Source organism: Winogradskyella pulchriflava, assembly GCF_042434315.1.
GTDB classification, from domain to species: Bacteria; Bacteroidota; Bacteroidia; order Flavobacteriales; family Flavobacteriaceae; genus Winogradskyella; species Winogradskyella pulchriflava.
Genome location: NZ_JBHLTQ010000003.1, coordinates 340,511 through 362,416, shown reverse-complemented (window position 1 = coordinate 362,416; position 21,906 = coordinate 340,511). Strand labels below are relative to the sequence as shown.

The following is a 21,906-nucleotide window of genomic DNA, read 5'->3' as shown; positions in this document are numbered from 1 at the left end:
AGCCCACTTAATAGATATAAATTTGAAACTAAAGGGAAACATTGTAGACATACAAAACCGCAAAATCTTTAAAGGAGAAATCACCATTGAAAACGGTAAGATTAAATCCATCGAAGAAAAGCACTGCGAAGAAAACCATTACATATTATCAGGTTTTGTAGATGCGCATATTCATATTGAAAGCTCAATGTTGGTGCCAAGTGAGTTCGCTAAAATTGCGGTTAAGCACGGAACAGTTTCTACAGTTTCAGATCCACATGAGATTGCTAACGTACTTGGAGTTGCAGGCGTAGAATTTATGATTGACAATGGTAAGCAAACACCCTTTAAATTCAATTTTGGAGCACCAAGTTGTGTGCCTGCCACAAGTTTTGAGTCTGCAGGAGCAGTTATAGATTCGGAAGACATTAAAAGCTTAATGGCAAATCCAGATATTAAGTATTTGGCTGAAATGATGAATTATCCAGGAGTTATTTATGATGATGAAGAAGTTCTGAAAAAACTCGATTGGGCAAAACATTTCAACAAACCCATTGATGGACACGCTCCAGGCTTACGAGGAGATGATTTAACCAAGTATATTGCTGCCGGAATTTCAACTGATCACGAATGTTTTACCTACGAAGAAGGTTTGGAAAAACTTCAAAAAGGGATGAAGGTTATTATCCGAGAGGGTAGTGCTGCCAAGAATTTTGAAGCTTTAATCGGTTTGTTAGATGAGCATTATAATAACATGATGTTCTGTAGCGACGATAAGCATCCTGATGACCTGTTGTTAGGGCATATCAATCAATTGTGTGCAAGTGCAGTTGCCAAAGGTATTGATGTATTTAAAGTACTTCAAGCGGCTTGTGTCAATCCTGTAAAGCATTATAATCTCGATGTTGGATTACTGAATGTTGGTGCTATTGCTGATTGTATTATAGTTGAAGATTTAAAAGGCTTTAAAACGCTTCAAACCTATATCAATGGTGAATTGGTTTACGATAACGGAGTTTCAAAAATAAAGCATGTTGAATTTCAAAACCTGAATAATTTCAATACAACAAAAAAAGAAGTTGCAGATTTTAGATTCGAATCAAATTCAAAGCAAATCCGAGTGATTGAATGTTTGGATGGAGAGTTAGTGACTAATGAAATTATTGAAAACTCAACTATTATCGACGGTAATTTAGTCTCTAACACCAAAACAGATGTGCTTAAAATAGCTGTCGTTAATCGTTATCAAAATGATAAACCAGCAATAGCATTCATAAAAAACTACGGACTACAGGAAGGTGCCATTGCAAGTTCTGTTGGTCACGATTCGCATAATATCATTGTTGTTGGAGTATCTGATGAAGCTATTTGTAAAGCTGTAAATCTACTCATTGAAAATGAAGGTGGCATTTGTGCTGTTTCCAATTCAGAAGAAAAGGTAGTTGCTTTGCCTATAGCAGGTATTATGAGCGATCAAAATGCAGAAACAATTGGCAAGCAATATTCCCAATTAGATAAAATGGCAAAAGATTTAGGTAGTAAACTTCATGCTCCATATATGAGTTTATCGTTTATGGCATTGTTGGTTATTCCTTCTTTGAAATTGAGTGATAAAGGCTTGTTTGATGGTGGTAAGTTTGAGTTTTCGGATGTGGTAGTTGGTGCTTCTTGAAAAAACTTCTATAGTCACCTAAAATGAATATTATTTTTCATTATTTAGATTTCTAACCATCAAAAAAGTCTAACAATCTAACTATCTTTAAACTTTTCAAAATCCAACCACATTATGATAAAGAAATTTTTCCTAATTGTATTAGTCGTATTTACGCTTTCGAGTTGTAAAGAAACTGAACATCAGGCTATTGAATCTCCAGAAATAGTAGATAGCGAAAACACCTTTGCAAAAGATAACTACACAAAAAAAGAGGTTATGATTGCCATGCGAGATGGCATTAAATTACATACTACTATCTATTCGCCAAAGGATATAACTAAAACCTATCCTATTTTAATGATGCGTACACCATACAGTTGCAGACCTTATGGAGATAGTGGATTTAGAGCCAAGTTGGGACCAAACAAATACCTTATGGAAGAAGGGAATATTATGGTCTATCAAGATGTGCGTGGTCGTTGGAATAGTGAAGGAGTTTACGATAATATGCGCGCTTACATTCCTAATAAAACTGGAACGCAAACCGATGAAGCCAGTGATACATACGATACTATTGAATGGCTCGTCAATAATGTAGAAAATAATAACGGTAATGTGGGAACTTATGGCATTTCATATCCTGGTTTCTATGCTACGTATTCACTTTTAGATGCGCATCCTGCACTAAAAGCTGTGTCTCCACAAGCATGTATTGGTGATTTCTTTTTTGATGATTTTATTCATAATGGAGCCTATTTATTGAGTTATTGGCGCGCAACTTCGGTATTTGGTTATATGAAAGATACTCCAACTACAGAAGCTTGGTACGAGTTTCCAGATATTGGTACAGAAGATCAGCATCAATTCTTTTTGGATCATATGCCACTGAGTAAGTTAGACAAGTTTTACGATAGTACCAACGTGTTTATGGAGCAATTAAAAACACATGTCACTTATGATGAATTTTGGCAGAGTAGAGGTATAATTCAACATTTAAAAGATATAAAACCAGCGACAATGGTCGTTGGAGGCTTTTTTGATGCCGAAGATTTGTACGGCCCTTTTAATACGTATAAAAGTATTGAAGAAAACAGCAAAAACTATAACACTGTTGTATTTGGACCTTGGAGTCATGGAGATTGGGCAAGAGATAATGATAGACAAGTAATAGGAAATATCCATTTTGGAGACAGTATTTCAGATTATTTTCAAAAAAATATCGAAACCAAATTCTTCAACCATTTCCTTAAAGGTGAAGCCACAGGTGAAACAGGTTTAGCAGAAGCACACATGTTCAATACTGGCACAAAACAATGGGAATCTTTTAAAACTTGGCCACCTCAAAACATAACTAAAGAAAGTTATTTTCTTCAACCTTACGAGCGCTTAACGCAACGTGCCAATAGAATGATTGCGACTTCAGATTTTATTAGTGATCCAAAGAAACCAGTGCCATATACTGAAGATATCAAAGTAGGTTTTACACCAAGAAAATTCATGACAGACGATCAGCGTTTTGCATCAAGACGACCAGATGTATTAACCTTTGAAACTGAAGTTTTAGAGAATGATATAACGCTTGCTGGAGATATTTTAGCAAAACTAAACGTATCTACAACAGGCACAGAAGCTGACTGGATTGTAAAAGTAATTGATGTTTTTCCAGCAGATACTGAAAATACAGACGATGTTCAAGATCATTTAAAATTGAGTAATTATCACATGATGGTACGTAGTGAAGTGTTGCGTGGTCGATTTAGAAATAGCATGACAAACCCTGAACCATTTGTGCCTAACAAGAAAACAGCTGTTAATTTAAAGTTGCAAGATGTATTCCATACGTTTAAGAAAGGACATAAAATTCAGGTTCAAGTTCAGAGTACTTTCTTTCCGTATATAGATGCCAATCCTCAAACCTATGTGGCTAATATTTTTGAAGCAAAGGAAACCGATTTTAAAACACAGACGCATAAGGTGTTTAATGATTCGTCTATTGAGTTTAGTGTTTTGAAGGATTAATTATAGCAAAGTATCTCTCGCAAAGACGCAGAGACGCAAAGTGTAAGAATGTAGGCATAATAGTTTTTAATGCGTAAAGTTCAAAATAACAATAATTATATATTTCCAGTTTCCCTCTAGGGAATTAAAGGGGCTTTTAATTTATGCCAATAATAGAATCGACTTACAAACCACCATTTTGGGCAAAGAAAAGTTTTACGTCAACCGTATTTTCGGGTTTGGCAAGACGAGTTAAAGGAGTTGAGCAGACAAGGGAACGTATCACTTTACCAGATAGCGATTTTTTGGATTTGGATTGGAGCTATGCGGAGCAAAAGTCAAACAAAGTTATTATTCTGCTTCACGGATTAGAAGGTAATGCGCAGCGACCATACATTACAGGAACTGCAAAACTATTCAATCAAAACGGGATTGATGCTTGTGCTGTAAATTTTAGAGGTTGTAGTGGTGAGCCCAATTTGTTGTATCGAAGTTATCATTCTGGTGCTACAGAAGATTTAGAAGCTGTGGTTAATCATATTTTATCTAAAGATACTTATGACGACATCTATATCAAAGGTATAAGCTTAGGAGCTAATATGGCTTTAAAATATGTTGGTGAACGTAATGACGTTCCAAAGGAAATTAAAGCCGTAATTGCCATTTCTACACCTTGTGATTTAAAAGGCTCTTGCGATGAATTATTGAGTTTAAAGAACAAACATTATGCAATTCGGTTTTTAAATCATTTAAAAGATAAACTGAAACCTAAATTGATTCAATTTCCTGATAATATTCCAGTTACAGATTTTAAATCCATTAAAACTTTAATTGATTTTGATGATGTATATACTGCAAAAGCGCATGGATTTAAGAATGCCTTAGACTATTATGAGAAAGCGAGTTGTTTGCAGTTTTTACCAAATATTAAAGTGCCATCACTAATTATTAATGCTCTTAACGATTCGTTTCTTTCTGCTACATGCTATCCAGTAAAAATGGCAAAAGAAAATCCAAATCTCTATTTAGAAATGCCAAAATATGGTGGTCATGTAGGATTTATCGATAAACGGAATGTTTATTATAATGAGTGGAGGGCTTTGGGATTTGTTAAAGAAATATAATTACTTAGCTTTGAATCTTACTCAAAGACTGTTATGAAAAAACATTTTTCTTTATTAACATTTTACTTCATATTATCTTGTTCTATAACGTTTTCACAAAATAACACAGATTGTTGGACATTAATCCACAATGGAATTGATATATACAATGGTCAATATAATGATAGTGAATATCCTGGTTATCACGATCCCGAAACCACTGACTTAGAAGAGGTCAGCGGTGGTTTCCTAACAACGGGTCAATATAATAAACAATCTTTCGATTCAAATGACAATAATATTTACACAAACCTAGAAGATAAAGACGGGAGTTATTTAACAAAGCACGATTATGATGGAAATCTTCAATGGATCGTATATACTGAAAAAAACACTAATTCTTATAGAGATGTAATGTTTGGGTCTGTTGAGGATAATGAAGGTAATATATATGTTATTGGGCATTCTATTAATGGTACTTTTTTTGATACTGAGGGTACAGAAATAGTATTTAATAATTCAAATGATTCTGTGTTTGGTGGATTTATAATAAAGCTTGATGAAGATGGAAAAATTTTGTGGCATATTATCATTGATAATGTTTATAGTAAAAGAATAAACATTGATGAAGAGGGTAATATATTATTAAGTGGAGATGTTAATATTTACAATAATAATACGTTTGATTTTTATTTAAATGGAGTCATTACTGATAATTTATCAAACTTTGAAATTATGGGTAATAATTTTAATTACGTTAATAGAGGTGTTTTAAAAATTAATCCTCAAGGTGAATTACTTTGGTATACTGGTATTAAAACTGACGGTCCAAACAGTGAGTTTCTAATAGATATTGGTAGTGATAATAACAATAATGTTTATGTTACTGGATATTGTAGTTTTGATGCAGAAATTTATTCTTCTGGAGAGACAGATAATCCAGATATTATTTCATGGACAGGGAATTCATCAAAAACATTTCTAATTAAATTTAATCAGGATGGCCAACTTCAATGGAAGGTAAAAAGTTTTTTAAACGATCCTGTAAACAATGGAGGAGTTTTAGCTTGGTCCACTATTGTTGATGAACAAGGAAATTCTTATATAACTGGTTCTAACGATTGTAGAAATAATAATAATCCAGATCAAATTTTTGAGAACACTGATGGTACAATAACCTCTGAAAATGTGGGTACTTTTTTTATTGCTAAAGTTAATACTAATGGAATATGTGAATGGATTAAAGGTGCGGCTCATTCTTATTCTGGAACAGGGTATAAAGTCATAAAATCAAACGACGAAATCATTGTAGTAGGTAAAGTTCAAGCTTTTCAATTTTTGCCTGAAGAAGTAGAGTTCTTAAGTTCAGATGGGAATAATATAGAAGCTTTATTCTATTCAGACGATTATTTTTTAGCGATTTATGATGCTGATGGAAATTTAAATCGTGTTGTAAGTAGCGGAATTAATGAACAACATCATTTTGTTGGAGACAGGATTAGTGGTTTTTTTAAAGATTCTAATGACAATTATTATATAAGCCGAAACATATGGTTTTATAATAACGGACCTCAAAACTATGAAAATTTCGGACATTTTCTTAATGCGCAAAGTTTCAATGGTAGAGATGGTACAATTACTAAATTCAATGAAGAGTGTGGTGTGGTATTAGGCGATATAATTAATCAGAATATGCCTAATTTATCTTTATGTGATAACGCTTCTGTCGGAACAGACACAGATGGTCTTGTTAATTTTGATTTAACTCAAAATGAAGATGAAATATTAATTAATGAACCGCTATCTAACTATCAAATTTCATATTATAAAGATGAAGCATTAACTAATCTTATTTTAAATCCTGAAGTATATGAAAATACTTTTCAATCAGAAATAATTTACATAAAAGCAGAGCACTTATTCGACTCTGATAAATCTGGGGAGACATTTTTTGAAATTGAGGTATACGCATTACCAATCACTAATTCACTAGTTACTTTAAGCCAATGCGATGATAATTTGGATGGTTTTACCACATTTAACATCACCGAAGCCAATGTGCAATTATCTTTAAACTATTTAGACGAAACGATTACGTTTTACGAGTCGCAACAAGATGCAGAAACAGATACAGATGCAATTACACAGCCAACACAGTATGTCAATGAGGTTATAGACACGGATACAGTTTGGGCAAGAGTTGAAAATGAATATGGTTGCTTTGTCACTTCCCAAGTTAATTTAAACGTTACTTCAACACAGATTCCGGATACGTATTTTAGAGAGTTTTATGAATGTGATGCATCAATGGATATTCATGATGGTATTTCCGTATTCGATTTCAGTATTGTAAATTCAGAAATTGAAGCAATGTTTCCAAATGGTCAGAATTTAAATATTTCTTATCATGAAAGTCTCTTGGATGCATATGGAAATTTAAATCCAATACAGGATATTGCAAATTATACCAACACAACACCTATTGCTCAAGATATATATGTCAGGGTAGTTAACTCTCTAAACAGTGAATGTTTGGGTGTTGGGCATTACATAACATTGCACGTAGTTGAGATGCCTTTAATAACAGGTCCTTTGTTTATTGAAGAATGTGATTATGATAATGATGGTTTAGTGGAATTTTCTACATCAAATTTTGAATATTTACTTTCTGATTTACAAACAATAGATGTTAGTTTTCGCTATTATGATGTAGAAGGAAATGAATTGCCTAATCCGCTGCCAGACCCTTATATAACATCAGAGCCTATGACCAATATAATAGTTTCTATAATTGCAGAAAATCAAAATATTCCTTCTGGTGGTTGTGAAGTGACAACTACTATTACTCTGTTTATAAATTCAGATTATGATATAGGTGAAGTACCAGATTATTTTGGTTGCTTAGATACTTCTGATGGCTATTTTACCTTTGATACAAGTAATTTAGAAAGCTCTATTTTAAACGGACAAAGTGACTTAGAGATTTCATACCATGATGAGAATAGTAACTTAATAGAAAGTCCCTTTCCAAACGAATATTCATTAAGTGAAAGTGCAACAATTAGGGCAATTGTAACTAATACTCTAGATCCTATGTTATGCCCACTGGAGATTGACATTAATTTTGAAGTAGCTTTGAAGCCTGAAGACATCCAAATCGATGATGTTTATCTCTGTTTTGAAGAAGGTGAGGAACAAATATTTTATTTGAGAGAATATCTTGATGCTTCGCTAGATGAAAATAATATTACAAATTCTGAAATAAATGCTTATAATAATGGTGTATTATATGATGATATAATAAATGTAGATTTTCAAAATTTAAACCAAGCTGAAATAAATTATAGGATTGAAAATGTTAATTTTCCTGAGTGCTATTCTGTCGGATCATTTAATATTATTTCTTCAACAAGACCAGTTGTTGGTGATTTGTCAGATATAATACTCTGTGATGATGAAAGTAATGATGGATTCGAAAATGTAGATTTACAATCAATAAGTGAAGAAATATTAAATGAATTGTCAACAAGTCAATATATAATATCCTATTTTGAATCTTATGATAATGCCTTAGAAAATATAAATCCATTACAAGAAGAAGTGATTGGGTCGACCGACGACCAAACAATTTATGTTAGAGTTTCAAGTCAAGAAAACATTGATTGCTATGATATAAGTGATTTTAATTTTGTTGTTAAACCAGTTCCTGATATTTCAGAAATCCAAAATGAGTATTACTTATGTAAAGGTGAAAGTTTAATTGTTTCAGCAGGTGATGGTTTAGACTACTACTTTTGGTCTAATGGAATAACAACTTCAAGTATAACAATTACAGAAGCAGGTGATTATAGTATAACCGTACTTCGAGATTATCCTGAGATATCTTGTGAAGTTTCTAAAACGTTTGTTGTTTACGAATCTGAAGTGCCTGATTCTGTAGAAATAGTTGTGATAGACGAGTCTATAATCTCAAGTGATATTCAAATTATTGCTAGCGGAATAGGAGATTACGAATATTCTTTAGATGGAATTACATATCAAGATTCAAATATTTTTTATGACTTAAATCAAAGTGATTATACAATTTATGTAAGAGATAGGAATGGCTGTGGTGTTTACATCAAAGAACTGTTTTTAATACGATACCCAAAATTCTTTACACCAAATAACGATACAGAGAATGATTATTGGCAACTTGACAACGCTAATAAAGAACTTCTCAATAAGTTATATATTTTCGATAGATACGGAAAATTATTGTTAGAGTTAGACCCTGAGTCAGTGGGTTGGGATGGTACTTATAATGGTTTGCAAATGCCTAGTAGTGATTATTGGTTTGTGTTGGAACGCCAAAATGGAAAAACCTATACAGGACATTTTGCTCTTATTAGATAGCTTGTTATCTTAGTGATTTATAGAAAATCAATTCTTCATGCTCAAAAAAGTTTTCGCAAGTGCCGTTTTTGGTGTTGAAGCTTCAACAGTTACCGTTGAGGTCAATGTAGATAAAGGTGTTGGCTACCATTTGGTAGGACTTCCAGACAACGCAATAAAAGAGAGTAATTACCGTATTGCAGCAGCATTACAAAATAACGGTTATCGTATTCCAGGCAAAAAGATTACCATCAACATGGCACCAGCCGATTTGCGTAAAGAAGGTTCTGCTTATGATTTAACTTTAGCAGTCGGCATTCTCGCTGCATCAGACCAAATTAAAGCTGAAGATTTAGAAGACTATCTCATTATGGGAGAATTGTCCTTAGATGGCAGTCTGCAGCCCATAAAAGGAGCTTTGCCAATTGCTGTAAAGGCTAGGGAAGAAGGTTTTAAAGGTTTTATTCTGCCGAGCCAAAATGCTAAAGAAGCAGCAATTGTCAACGATTTAAAAGTCTATGGTGTTGACAATATTATACAAGTCATCAATCATTTTGATAAAGATGAACCAATAGAAGAAACGATTATAAACACTAGAGAAGAGTTTTATAAAAACCTTGACTTTCCTGAATTCGATTTTGCAGATGTAAAAGGACAGGAAAGCATAAAGCGTTGTATGGAAATTGCAGCAGCTGGAGGTCATAACATTATTCTTATTGGGCCACCAGGAAGTGGAAAAACCATGTTGGCAAAGCGATTGCCGAGCATATTGCCGCCAATGACACTTCACGAAGCTTTGGAGACCACAAAAATCCATTCGGTAGTTGGTCGTGTAAAAGCACATGCAGGTTTAATGGCGCAGCGACCGTTTAGAAGTCCACATCATACAATATCTAACGTCGCACTTGTCGGAGGCGGAAGCTATCCGCAACCGGGCGAAATTTCCTTATCACATAATGGTGTATTATTCTTAGATGAATTGCCAGAGTTTAAGCGTGAAGTTTTGGAAGTGATGCGTCAACCACTTGAAGACAGAGAGGTGACGATTTCCAGAGCAAAGTTTACCGTAACATATCCAAGTTCATTTATGTTGGTGGCGAGTATGAATCCAAGTCCAGGAGGTTATTTTAACGATCCTGATGCGCCAGTAACATCAAGTCCTGCAGAAATGCAACGTTATCTCAGTAAAATTTCCGGACCATTATTGGATAGAATTGATATCCACATCGAAGTGACTCCAGTACCTTTTGAAAAACTATCGGATGATAGAAAGGGAGAGTCATCGGTTGATATTAGAAAACGCGTTACTAATGCGAGAGAAATTCAAACCCAACGCTTTAAAGATTTAGATAATGTGCATTACAATGCGCAAATGAATACGAAGCAAATTCGGAAATACTGTAAACTCGATGAAGCATCTTTACAATTATTAAAATCTGCCATGGAACGTTTAAATTTATCTGCAAGAGCATATGACAGAATACTAAAAGTAGCACGAAGTATAGCAGATTTGGAAGGTTCTGAGGACGTTTTAGGCAATCATATCAGTGAAGCTATTCAATACAGAAGTTTAGATCGCGAAGGTTGGCTTGGATAATTTTTTTATAAAACTACTGCAACCTTTTGCATTTTTTTCATCTTATAATAAAACAGTTCTAATGGAATTAGCTATTTTTTGAATTCAACCGATGATTTCTAATAGTGAATTTCTTAAGACTTTTAATTAACCAAAAAAATATAAGCTGATGAAAAACAAAATTCTACCCTTAGTTTTGGTTGTAATATTGTGTTTACAACTTACAAATTGCAACAATGACGATGATGGTCTAAGGTTGCTAGACCCTGTTGCTGTAACTGTTCCTGTTATAAAATCTAAATCTGAAGTTAGGAATTCCATTGCCATTAAGAGTGCTCAGGCAACAAATTCAGATGGAAAAATCTATGTTTATAATGACCTGCTATTTTACATTGCTCAAAATTCAGGAATACACATATTTGATAATCAAAATCCTGCATCTCCTCAAAATCTAGTGTTTATTCAGCTAGAAGGAGTACATGATATTTCTATAAAGGACAATATTCTTTATGCAGATAATTTTATGGATTTAGTAGTGTTTGATATCAGCAATATATCTAACATAGAGCTTGTAAATGTTGAAGAGGATCTGCTTGTTTATTATGCGGATTATCCTGAGGATGTTACCTATTATTCTAATGAATATCCGGCAAGTGAAGATGATTTTATCGCAAGTTTTACTACCATTTATATGGAGAGGTCTGAAGCAGAAAACACGCAGAATATTTATCAGTGGAATTTAGAATTGTTTAATGGAGTTTTTGATGGTGCAACCGCAGTGAACGATATAGGTACAGGTGGCTCTTATGCAAAATTTCAAATTTATGGCAATGCGCTATATACCTTGGAAGATTATCAGCTAAACACCTTCGATATTTCGGATTATAATTCCATTTCCTTAACATCAGAAATATGGTTAGGTGGCTGGTTTGGAGGTGCTGTGCTCGAAACTACGTTTATTCAAAAGGACTATTTGTTTATAGGTGCAACCAACGGTATGCATATTGTTGGGTTACAAGATGAGTTTAACCCAACCTACACGTCGTCTTTTACACATGCTACAGGTTGTGATCCAGTAGTAGTGGATTTGGATACGGCCTATATAACAGTAAGGGGAGGAAATGATTGTGGTGCCATTGAAGACCAAATCAACGTCATTGATATCTCTGATATTACAATGCCTGTAGAGTATTCAACATATTTTTTATCTAATCCTTACGGTTTAGGAATTAAAAATGATGTGCTTTATGTGTGTAACGATGAGGGAATTCAAGTGTTTGATGCTCAGAATCCTAACCAGCTAGTGTTAGAAAATACCTATCAAGGTACATCTAAAGATGTGATTCCGTTATCAACGCATTTAATTGCTGTTGGTGAAAATGTGATATATCAATATAACTATGCTGATAATTTTGGGTTAGAGTTAATTAGTACAGTTCAATTTTAAATATTAAAACTGCATTCTTATTTCTGGTTTTATGACTTTTGGTAAACATTAATTAAAGTAATTATGATCCATTAATTTTGACAAAAACCTTTATCTTACTATATCAGATAAGACTTTAACAAACATATAGACTAGTACCAGTTTGGACAAAAAACTACGAATACTCATACAAAAATGTGTTGAGAAAGATAGGGAAGGGCAACGTGAATTATATGCGTTGCTTTCTCCTGTATTGTACGGTATTTGTCTAAAATATATGAAAAATAAAGTCGAAGCAGATGATGTTTTCCAAGACGCCTTTATTACTCTGTTTCAAAAGATTGACCAATATAAATATAAAGGGAGTTTTGAAGGTTGGGCAAAGCGAATTTTTGTTAATGAAGCTTTAGAGGTTTTGCGAAAAAAACAACGTCGCTTACATGTAGCAATTGAAGATGTTGACTTAAATAGCAGTATTGAGGATGGTGCTAACGAGCCTAGTACTATAACGCTATCTCAAAATGAGTTATTAAAACACATTCAGCAATTGCCAGATAATTATAGAATGGTGTTCAACCTTTTTGTGTTTGAAGGCTATGACCATAAAATAATAGCAGATAAATTACAAATGGCAGTAGGAACATCAAAATCTTTGTTAAGCAGAGCTAAAGCAATGTTGCGATCAAAGATTAATGAAGAATTAAACAAAAAAGTGTCATGAAGAAGGATAATATTGAAGACATATACAGTGAATTAGAAGGGTTTTCTAAAGAGCCTCCTAAGGAACTATGGGATAATATTGAAGCAAGACTTCATCCCAAAAAGAAAAGAAGAGGAATCCTGTGGTTTTGGGGTTCTGCTGCTGCAGTATTATTGGTGTTGTTTGGATATGTATTTACAAATTCAGTTAAAGATGGTACTCAGCCTACTGAACACATTACAGATACAGAGCAGCCTAAAGAACCTTCAAATAATAAACTAGATTCTAAGACCACAAAACCAATTGACGGCATTGTAACAAATAATGGCAATGAGGAGGGTTTAAAAGAAAGTATAAATGATAGAAAAGAGCAGTTTAATGATGAATTAGAACAAAAACAGTTGTCAAATAGTACGAATCCAGTAAAACAAAAGGAAAAAAGGAATAGTAATCTTACAGAGCAAATACCTGAAAAAAATGCTATCAACAAAGATGAAAAACTTAAGTCTAAATTAAATGAAGGCTATGCGCAAACTATAAATAAAGACAAAATAAATGATTATGATAAAAGTAGTATTGATAGCGAAGTTGCTCTTATCAAAAAAGATGAGAATATAAATAAAATAGAAATCATAAAAGATGTAGCAATTGCTGGTAATGACTCTATCTCTCAAGTTAAAGTCAAGACACTGTTAGACATATCTGAGACGCTTTTAGCTGAAAATAAAACCATAAACGATTCTATAAATACTGATGTTTTTGAAACATCAAAATGGTCTGTAGAAGTTTTGGGTGGTTTGTCAAATACGGCTGCAGAATCAACCATTCAAGATACTAAGGTTAATACTGCATCTCAAAACGACTTTGTTTATACGTTTAAGGTGGCTTATGCTATTACAGACCGATTGGTTATAAAATCTGGTATTGGTAAAAATGTTTTAGGTCAGGAAATAAACAATATAGGCTACGCGAGTTCAGAAAATGCATTTTCAGCAGATGCTTCACAAGGGATTGTGGATAATGAATATATTTTATTTATACCTTCAGAACAATTGGTTAATGATGGTTCAGTTGCAGTCGATAATTATAGTGAAGGTAGTCTTCAGCAACAGTTTAATTATATACAAGTGCCTTTTGAGGTGTCTTATAAGTTAATCGCAAAAAACAAATACGATGTGTCACTTGGTGTTGGTGGAAATGTGAATTTTATAACAAGCAACAAGGCATTTTTAGATGGTAAAGAAATAGGAGAAAACCTTGCTGCTAATTCAACGATTTTTGGCGGAACTATAAACTCCAACATCTCCTATGAATTCACAAAAAAATGGATTCTGTTTTTTGAGCCGAGCTACAATTATTTCCAAAAACCAATAGATAATAACAATCAAAGCTTCAGTAATACTCAACTAAGATTTCTATTTGGTTTGCGATTTAGACTTTAGTTTTTTAAGACTATCTTGTAAGAATTAGTTAGTATCACAATTTATTAGGATGGGAGGTTTTGGGTTAGTCGTCTTTTAAAAAGTAATTGACTACCTCTTCATTATTGACAAATTCCCACTCGAATCGTAATTCTTTTCCAACGACGTAGCTATAAGCTTTTGAAGCTAGTTTCCCTGATGGATCTTCTGCAAATTCCATGATAGTGCCTAATCTGGTTAGATCAATATAGCGATTCTCGGAAATAGGTAATAACTCAACTTTTACCAATTCAGTTTCTTCTCCTTTGCGTTTGTAAAAAAGCTTATTGTCTTCAATCCAAAATTTTCTTGAACCGTATGTACCTGCAAATTTTTCGTTTTGTAGCTGTATAGAATCAATATTCTTGCTAGTAATGTAGTTTATGTGTTCTGAGATATTTTTTAGATAGCTATGTTTTGGATTGTATTTAAAGGCAATTTTGTAAAGTGAATCAGCTGCTTTTAAGTCTTGATTTTCATAAGCTTCATTAGCTGCTAAAATGTGGTCGTCTAATTTCCAGTGGAACCTATCAATAGTATTGTTCCAATTAAATTGATAATTATGAAGCCCAATAATCTTCCCATTATTGTCTTTGATAAGTTTACCATAAAAAGTTCCATTTTGTATAAAACCACCTCCTAGAGCATCTGGTCCAGCAGGTATCATAATATCCATAGTTTGGTTTTTAACAAAACGGATTAATCTATTATCTTTAATCCAAAACTCTAGAAGAAGTTCATTATTCTGAGATCTATAAATGCCTGTAAATTGCTTTAAATCATCAATTTTTGGTTTGTTATCTTTTAAATAATTAAATATAGAATCATATGCTCTATTTCTATTAGAATTATTTGGGTTAGATAATTTATATTCTTCAAAAACAGACCTAGCTTTCTTTATGTCTCCCTTTAGTATCAAAGGCTCTATTTTTATGGCACTTATTGCTGGTTGTATAACTTCATATTTATTTACAGCTTCAATAATCTGATTTTCTTCACCATTTACCATTGCAGCTTCTGCTAAATTAAGTCCTGAAAAAGAATTAGCATCATCATTAAACAACTTTTCAGCAGCAGCCATAAATCCTTCTGTGTTTTTGGTTTCTCCATAAATGGCAAATAATACCCTATTGTAAAATTCGTTAGTAGGGTCAACTTCTAATTGTAATTTTACTTGTTTCTCAGCTTCATCATAGCGTTCGTAGGCTAAACTTCTTTGAATATAAATCTCTAACTGCTTTTGTAAGGGCAATTTGTTTTTTAGTGAAAATGCTTTGTCAATAATATCTTGTGTTTCAAGTTTACCTCTATTATACAAAGTATTTCGTTTTGCTTCTTCTAAATATGCTAATGCAAAATATTTATCAATATCATAGGCCTTTCTATAATCATAATTAACATAAGCTTCTAATGCAGGCAAAGAGTTGCTTATAAACTCATTTATTGGTAAGTCGATATAATTAAGATTATTATGGTTTTCAACTAAACCAGCCTCTGAAGTGATAAAAACACTTATATCATCTAGTAATTTCATAAAGTCTGGTCCAGTAAAAGTCTGTTTTTTAATGGACTTTCCGTTATTGGCTTTTCTTATATGTGTTGTAATTTTAATTTCATCACCTACTTTTTGATAGCTTCCATCTACATAAAAATCATAAAATAATGATGCTTCTCTTATTTTAGTTGTTGTGCTGGTAATGTACTCAAATTCAGGGCTTAAATTTTTATTTTGTAATAAATCTTCGTAGAGCAATTTCCCGATTCCGTATCGCATCCAATCCGTAGTGCTGTCTTTGTCAATCTGTTTAAATCCATAAATAGGTATGCCAATTCTAAACTCTTCTTTGGTAATGGTTTTAGTTTCTATTTCCCCAATTTCATTCTCGTAAGAAATATTTTTAGTAGTAGCGCCAAGGTCACTATTGCCAAATCCAAAATATAATGCGATAATGAGTAGAAATATATTGAGAGGAATAAAAATTTTTTCGCGAAGTTTTATGACACGCTTATTCAAACGTTCCTGATGATACAAATAAATGAGTAATGAAGGAGAAATACCTATAAAGAACCAAAGTAATATATCTACCCAATGCGGTGAAATATGATAACGATTTAAAACCCAGTCTACAAACTGCAAAAATGTCCAGGCAGCAACTAAATATGCGGCAAAAAACTTTAATGTATTAATCAATTTCTTTTTTCGGTTGCTTACGGTTGACATTTTTGGTAGTTTAAAACAAGTTGGTTTGCAAACAGAATGCTGATATAAAAATTTAAATATAATAACTATTTATACTATTTGTATTGTGATGTTATTAAAAGTTATATAAAGCGCAATTATATTGTATTTTTACTAGCATCTTATTTAATATTATGAAATACTGTTATCTTATTTTTGCTTTGTTTGTAGTGTTGAGTTGCCAAAATTCTGAAAAGAATGATTCCGCTATTAAAAGTAGAGCAATTGAAAAAGTAGAAGTCCCAACCTTAAACCTACAACAGGCTAACAACTTGGCAGAATTACCCTTAGCCTGCGTTACCGTTGAGTATCCAAACAAATTAGGACAAACTTTAGGAAGTGATGAGGATTTACAATCTCCAAAAGAATTACATCCAACGTTTTATGGTTGCTTTGACTGGCATTCTGCTGTGCATGGGCATTGGAGCTTAGTGAGCTTATTGCGTCAATTCCCTGATCTTGATAAAAGTTTTGAGATACAACAATATTTGACCAAAAGCTTTTCTATAGAAAATATAGAAAATGAGGTTGCCTATTTTAAAGGAGAGCATAATAAATCCTTTGAGCGCACCTATGGTTGGGCTTGGTTGTTAAAACTTGCTGAAGAATTACATAAATGGGATAATATTAGAGCTAGAAAACTTGAATATTGTCTTCAACCTTTAACCGATTTAATTGTTAGTAAATATCTGGAATTTCTGCCTAAACTCAACTATCCAATTAGAGTAGGTGAACATACAAATACGGCTTTCGGATTGAGTTTCGCTTATGATTATGCTGTAACTGTTGGTCATTCGGAATTAAAGAACCTTATTGAGCAACGTGCCAGAGATTTTTATGGTGACGACCAAGATTGTCCGATAGAATGGGAGCCAAGTGGTTTTGATTTTTTATCTCCATGTTTGGAAGAAGCAGCGTTGATGAAACGTGTTTTGTCTTTAGATGAATTCAAAATATGGATTAATGATTTTATGCCAGAACTTAATAATACGGACTTTGATTTGGAAGTTGGTAAAGTCTCAGATAGAACAGACGGCAAGTTAGTGCATCTCGATGGTGTTAACTTCTCAAGAGCGTGGAGTCTCAATGAAATAGCTAAAGACATTCCAGAGTTTGAACATCTCAGAAATATTGCAAATAAACACATTAATCATTCACTGCCAAGTATTGTTGGAGATAGCTACGAAGGTGGTCATTGGTTAGGGAGTTTTGCTATTTACGCGCTCAATTCCATAGAATAATGGTAAAGAAATTTTTTAAAAACATTGGCCCAGGGCCATTAGTAGCTGCTGCTTTTATTGGACCAGGAACAGTTACAGTCTGTACTTTGGCTGGTGTTAACTTTGGGTATGCTTTGTTATGGGCAATGTTGTTGTCTATTGTCGCTACAATAGTACTCCAAGAAATGGCAGCACGATTGGGTGTTGTCTCTCAAAAAGGATTGTCCGAAATCATTAGGGCAGAAATAAAAAGCCCAATTTTAAAAGTATTGGCTATTTTATTAATTCTAAGCGCAATAGTCATAGGAAATGCTGCTTACGAAGCTGGTAATATAAGTGGTGGTGCCTTGGGAATGCAGACCATATTTGGAAATCCAACTATTGACATTGGGAGTTTGCAACTTAAAAGTATGAGTTTAATTATTGGCTTGGTTGCATTTGTATTGCTCTATATTGGGAATTATAAAGTATTGGAAAAAGTCTTGGTTTTTCTAGTGATTTTAATGAGTTTAGCGTTTTTAATAACGGCTATAATTACTAAGCCAAATATAATAGAGGTTTTAAAAGGGGTTTTTGTTCCAAAATTTCCAGAACAAAGTATTTTAACCATTATTGGGCTTATTGGTACAACAGTAGTGCCTTATAATCTGTTTCTTCATGCGGCTTTGGCAAAAACAAAGTGGAAAAACAAAAGCGATTTAGGCTATGCTAAAAAAGATACTATAATTGCCGTGGTTTTAGGAGGTGTGGTGTCTATGTGTATTATTATTTCGGCTTCTGCAATTCCTGCACAGGATATTACTAACGCTTCAGATTTGGCAAAAGGCTTAGAGCCTTTATTTGGAAGTTATGCAAAATACTTCCTGTCCATAGGTTTATTTGCTGCAGGAATTACAAGTGCAATCACTGCTCCGTTAGCAGCAGCTTATGTAGCGAGTGGATGTTTAGGTTGGGATTCTAATCTAAAATCGAAACGTTTTAGATCAGTTTGGATGGTGATACTAGGATTGGGTGTTTTATTTTCTACTATAGGCTTTAAGTCTATAGAAATTATAAAATTTGCTCAAGTGACTAATGGTTTATTACTGCCTATAATTGCTGGATTTTTGCTTTGGGTGATGAATAAATCTTCAGTTTTAGGAAATTATAAAAACTCAAAACTTCAGAATGTTTTTGGAATTATAATTCTAATAATCACTATCTTTTTAGGTGTAAAAGGGATTCTAAGTGTGTTCAATTTAATCTGATGACTAATTATAGTATAGATATCAACGCAGATGTCGGTGAAGGTTTAGATAACGAATCTCACTTAATGCCTTATCTATCATCATGTAATATTGCTTGTGGTGGCCATGCAGGTGATACCTTTACAATGACTGAGGTGGTTAGGTTGGCCAAGGAGCATAATGTTAAGATTGGAGCACATCCATCATTTCCGGATAAAGCTAACTTTGGCAGGAAAATTATGGAAATGGCTGCTGCGGACTTATATACGAGCTTAAAACAGCAAATAAGAGTGCTTCAGGATGTTTTGCGGACAGAAAATGCCATGTTACATCATATTAAGCCTCATGGTGCTATGTACAATTTGGCAACAAAAGATGAAAAAACAGCAAAAGTGATAGTTGAGGTTATTAAAAGTATCGCTTTGCCATTAAAACTTTATGCACCTTGTAATTCGGTTGTTGCTGAAATAGCGAAAGCGGAGCAAATTGAAGTGACGTATGAAGCTTTTGCAGATAGAAATTACAATAACGATCTTTCGTTGGTATCTCGAAAAAATAAGAATGCAATTCTCGAAAAAAAAGATGAAATTTTAAGACATATATTGTTGATGATTCAGCATCAAAAAGTAAGTGTAATTGATGGAGTAGAAGTGCCCCTAAAAGCATCAACTTTTTGTGTGCATGGAGATACAAAAAACGCATTGGAAATTTTAAAATATTTGAATAAGAAATTACCAAAAAATAATATTATAATTCAGTAATTTTATATGGAGTTTAATCTTCAATATTCCCAGTATAATGAACACTCAATTTTAATAAAGTGGCCAGAGATTATTAATGAAAATAACCTAAAAAGCATCCTAAAATTCAAAAATGGTATTGAAAAAAAACATATTAAAGAAAAGGTTGAAATAATCATTACATATTCCTCAATATTAATTATATATAAATTTACTATTGATAATATCAATGATGAAATTTTTAAGTTAAAATCCATTTTTAAAAGACAAAATAAGACTGATGTTATTGATTCTTCAGTTTGGGAAATCCCTGTTTGTTATGATACTGAATTTGGTGTAGATTTAGAAGGTTTTTCAAAGCAAAAAAAGCTGTCAAAAGATGCGATTATTGAGTTGCATTCTGGCAGAATTTACACTGTTTATTTTATCGGTTTTTTACCAGGATTTTTATACTTAGGTGGTCTAGATTCAAGACTGTTTTTTGACCGAAAATCAACACCAAATTTAAATGTAAAAAAAGGGTCAGTTGCCATTGGTGGAGAGCAAACTGGAATCTATCCTCAAGACAGTCCAGGTGGATGGCATATTATTGGAAAAACACCAATTTCGTTATTCAATTCTGATCAAAATCCACCTTGCGCAATAAAACCAGGAGACAAGATAAAGTTTAAATCAATTTCAAAACTTGAGTATCTTGATATTGAAAAACGTATAAGAAATTCTAAATTTCAGATAAAATCCCTAATTGAAGATGCTTAAGGTTTTAAAATCTGGATTTTATTCTACCATCCAAGATGAGGGACGTTTTGGCTTTAGGATTTATGGTGTGCCAGTTTCTGGAGCTATGGACAAGTATTCAAGTAGGTTTGCAAATGCGTTGTTAGGTAATGCAGATAATGCTGCATTTATTGAAATGACTATGATTGGTGGTGTATTTCAATTTGCTAAACCAACAATAATAGCAATTTCTGGTGCTAATATGAATCCTCAGCTTAATGGTAAATCGGTACAAATGAACAGTCCTATTGTAATTAATGCTAATGATATATTGAGTTTTGGCAGAGCAGTAGTTGGGTTTAGAACTTACTTGGCCATAAAAGACGGTTTTAAAACAGAACTTGTACTTAACAGTAGAAGCCAATTTAAATCGATTACAGAAAATAGCACCATACAAAAAGGAGATGAATTAAGCTATAAAAGTTCACCCGTTACGTTTGAAAAATTCCATGCTAGTGTAAAATATGATGACTCGGTTATAGCAGACAATACTCTTGAAGCCTTTGCAGGTCCTGAGTTTAGTGCGTTAAAAAACAGTGAGAAGGAACTTCTTTTTGAAAATGATTTTAGCGTATCAAGCCTTAATAATAGAATGGCTTATCAGCTAGAACCATTGTTAAAAAACAATCTTGATTCTATTTTAACCGCTCCTGTTTTGCCAGGTACAGTGCAGTTAACACCTCAAGGAAATTTAATAGTGCTTATGAGAGATTGTCAAACTACTGGTGGTTATCCAAGAATACTTCAGCTTACTGAAAATGCTATAAATATACTTAGTCAAAAAACTATGGGAAATACCGTAAAAATCAGACTAAAAGAGTGAAATTGTAAGAAAATAATTAATAAAAATTTCATTTGTTAAATAAAATCAATATTTTAGACTTAACTATTAATTAATTCTTAAGACTTTACTTATTATGAAAAATTTCGGATTACTCCTTCTAGGAATCATCTTAGGAGCATTGGCAATGTACTTTTATTGCTGTAACGACTCAGATTTTACATCTGAACCACCAATTACTGCACCAAAGGGTATTATAAGTCCAAAAGAAGCAAGTGCTTTAGATGCTGCTTATAATATAAAGCATCGTATTATTAACGACTCTCTTTTTCAAAAATCAACAAATGGAGGTGATAATAGATCCTCTTGGTGGTCTATAGATGATATTCAGAGTTATATTAATTATGCTGAAAATCAGGCTGGTGAGCTAGGTTATACTATGGATGGTTTACGTGTATATTTAGGATCTTATCCTGATGTTGACGGACAAGCTGGATTAACAACAATGTTTTTGATACCAACAGGTACTGAAAACACATCGCAAGGTAGTATGTTGCCAATTTTGCAAGGTGGTAGCAATGATATTAAAGGAGCAGATGGGTTGAATATGGGAAAAGATGGTAATCCACCTAGCGCTAATTATCCACAATAAT

At 33.1% G+C, this 21,906-nt stretch carries 15 protein-coding genes; 14 read left to right on the top strand and 1 reads right to left on the bottom strand.

The genetic code is table 11. The features are described from left to right. Positions 1 to 22: 22 nt before the first annotated feature. The 8 genes from ade to ACFFGA_RS07745 all read left to right on the top strand — a co-directional run bounded on the left by ade (position 23) and on the right by ACFFGA_RS07745 (position 14,252). Positions 23 to 1,651 carry an adenine deaminase gene (ade, locus tag ACFFGA_RS07780; protein WP_386062085.1) on the top strand — a complete coding sequence of 543 codons (1,629 nt, stop codon included), beginning with the start codon at positions 23 to 25 and terminating at the stop codon, positions 1,649 to 1,651. 114 nt (positions 1,652 to 1,765) lie between these two features. Continuing rightward, on the top strand, positions 1,766 to 3,652 hold the full coding sequence (locus tag ACFFGA_RS07775) for a CocE/NonD family hydrolase (RefSeq protein ID WP_386062082.1): 1,887 nt from the start codon (positions 1,766 to 1,768) through the stop codon (positions 3,650 to 3,652). Positions 3,653 to 3,795: 143 nt separating this feature from the next. Next, positions 3,796 to 4,755: a YheT family hydrolase gene (locus ACFFGA_RS07770; RefSeq protein WP_386062079.1), complete on the top strand. Its 960-nt coding sequence runs from the start codon at positions 3,796 to 3,798 to the stop codon at positions 4,753 to 4,755. 33 nt (positions 4,756 to 4,788) lie between these two features. Next, positions 4,789 to 9,129, top strand: coding sequence for an FIDD domain-containing protein (locus ACFFGA_RS07765; RefSeq protein WP_386062076.1), 4,341 nt, complete (start codon positions 4,789 to 4,791; stop codon positions 9,127 to 9,129). A 37-nt stretch (positions 9,130 to 9,166) separates the two neighbouring features. Further along, positions 9,167 to 10,705 carry a YifB family Mg chelatase-like AAA ATPase gene (locus ACFFGA_RS07760; protein WP_386062073.1) on the top strand — a complete coding sequence of 513 codons (1,539 nt, stop codon included), beginning with the start codon at positions 9,167 to 9,169 and terminating at the stop codon, positions 10,703 to 10,705. A 148-nt stretch (positions 10,706 to 10,853) separates the two neighbouring features. Next, positions 10,854 to 12,131, top strand: coding sequence for an LVIVD repeat-containing protein (locus ACFFGA_RS07755; RefSeq protein ID WP_386062070.1), 1,278 nt, complete (start codon positions 10,854 to 10,856; stop codon positions 12,129 to 12,131). Between the two features lie 142 nt (positions 12,132 to 12,273). Continuing rightward, positions 12,274 to 12,831 (top strand): RNA polymerase sigma factor, encoded by a 558-nt coding sequence (locus ACFFGA_RS07750; protein ID WP_386062067.1) that lies wholly within the window; start codon positions 12,274 to 12,276, stop codon positions 12,829 to 12,831. Further along, positions 12,828 to 14,252: a hypothetical protein gene (locus ACFFGA_RS07745; RefSeq protein ID WP_386062064.1), complete on the top strand. Its 1,425-nt coding sequence runs from the start codon at positions 12,828 to 12,830 to the stop codon at positions 14,250 to 14,252. The genes ACFFGA_RS07750 and ACFFGA_RS07745 overlap by 4 nt, the downstream gene beginning before the upstream one ends. 64 nt (positions 14,253 to 14,316) lie before the next feature. Here ACFFGA_RS07745 and ACFFGA_RS07740 read toward each other — a convergent pair whose 3' ends face one another. Beyond that, positions 14,317 to 16,491 (bottom strand): tetratricopeptide repeat protein, encoded by a 2,175-nt coding sequence (locus ACFFGA_RS07740; RefSeq protein ID WP_386062061.1) that lies wholly within the window; start codon positions 16,489 to 16,491, stop codon positions 14,317 to 14,319. Positions 16,492 to 16,643: 152 nt separating this feature from the next. On the opposite strand from ACFFGA_RS07740, the gene ACFFGA_RS07735 reads away from it, so the two are divergent. The 6 genes from ACFFGA_RS07735 to ACFFGA_RS07710 all read left to right on the top strand — a co-directional run bounded on the left by ACFFGA_RS07735 (position 16,644) and on the right by ACFFGA_RS07710 (position 21,905). Continuing rightward, the gene (locus tag ACFFGA_RS07735; RefSeq protein WP_386062059.1) at positions 16,644 to 17,750 is read left to right on the top strand and encodes a DUF2891 domain-containing protein; all 1,107 of its coding nucleotides are present in this window, start codon (positions 16,644 to 16,646) and stop codon (positions 17,748 to 17,750) included. Beyond that, positions 17,750 to 18,976, top strand: a complete 1,227-nt coding sequence (locus ACFFGA_RS07730; RefSeq protein WP_386062056.1) for an Nramp family divalent metal transporter — start codon at positions 17,750 to 17,752, stop codon at positions 18,974 to 18,976. Before ACFFGA_RS07735 ends, ACFFGA_RS07730 begins: the two co-directional genes overlap by 1 nt. Next, positions 18,976 to 19,716, top strand: a complete 741-nt coding sequence (gene pxpA / locus ACFFGA_RS07725; RefSeq protein ID WP_386062053.1) for a 5-oxoprolinase subunit PxpA — start codon at positions 18,976 to 18,978, stop codon at positions 19,714 to 19,716. Before ACFFGA_RS07730 ends, pxpA begins: the two co-directional genes overlap by 1 nt. A 6-nt stretch (positions 19,717 to 19,722) precedes the next feature. Next, a complete protein-coding gene (gene pxpB / locus ACFFGA_RS07720; protein WP_386062050.1) occupies positions 19,723 to 20,454 on the top strand; it encodes a 5-oxoprolinase subunit PxpB in 732 nt (243 codons plus the stop codon). After that, positions 20,447 to 21,295 carry a 5-oxoprolinase subunit C family protein gene (locus ACFFGA_RS07715; RefSeq protein WP_386062047.1) on the top strand — a complete coding sequence of 283 codons (849 nt, stop codon included), beginning with the start codon at positions 20,447 to 20,449 and terminating at the stop codon, positions 21,293 to 21,295. Before pxpB ends, ACFFGA_RS07715 begins: the two co-directional genes overlap by 8 nt. A gap of 94 nt (positions 21,296 to 21,389) precedes the next feature. Further along, entirely contained in the window at positions 21,390 to 21,905 is a 516-nt protein-coding gene (locus ACFFGA_RS07710) for a hypothetical protein (protein WP_386062044.1), read from the top strand. Position 21,906: the final 1 nt, after the last annotated feature.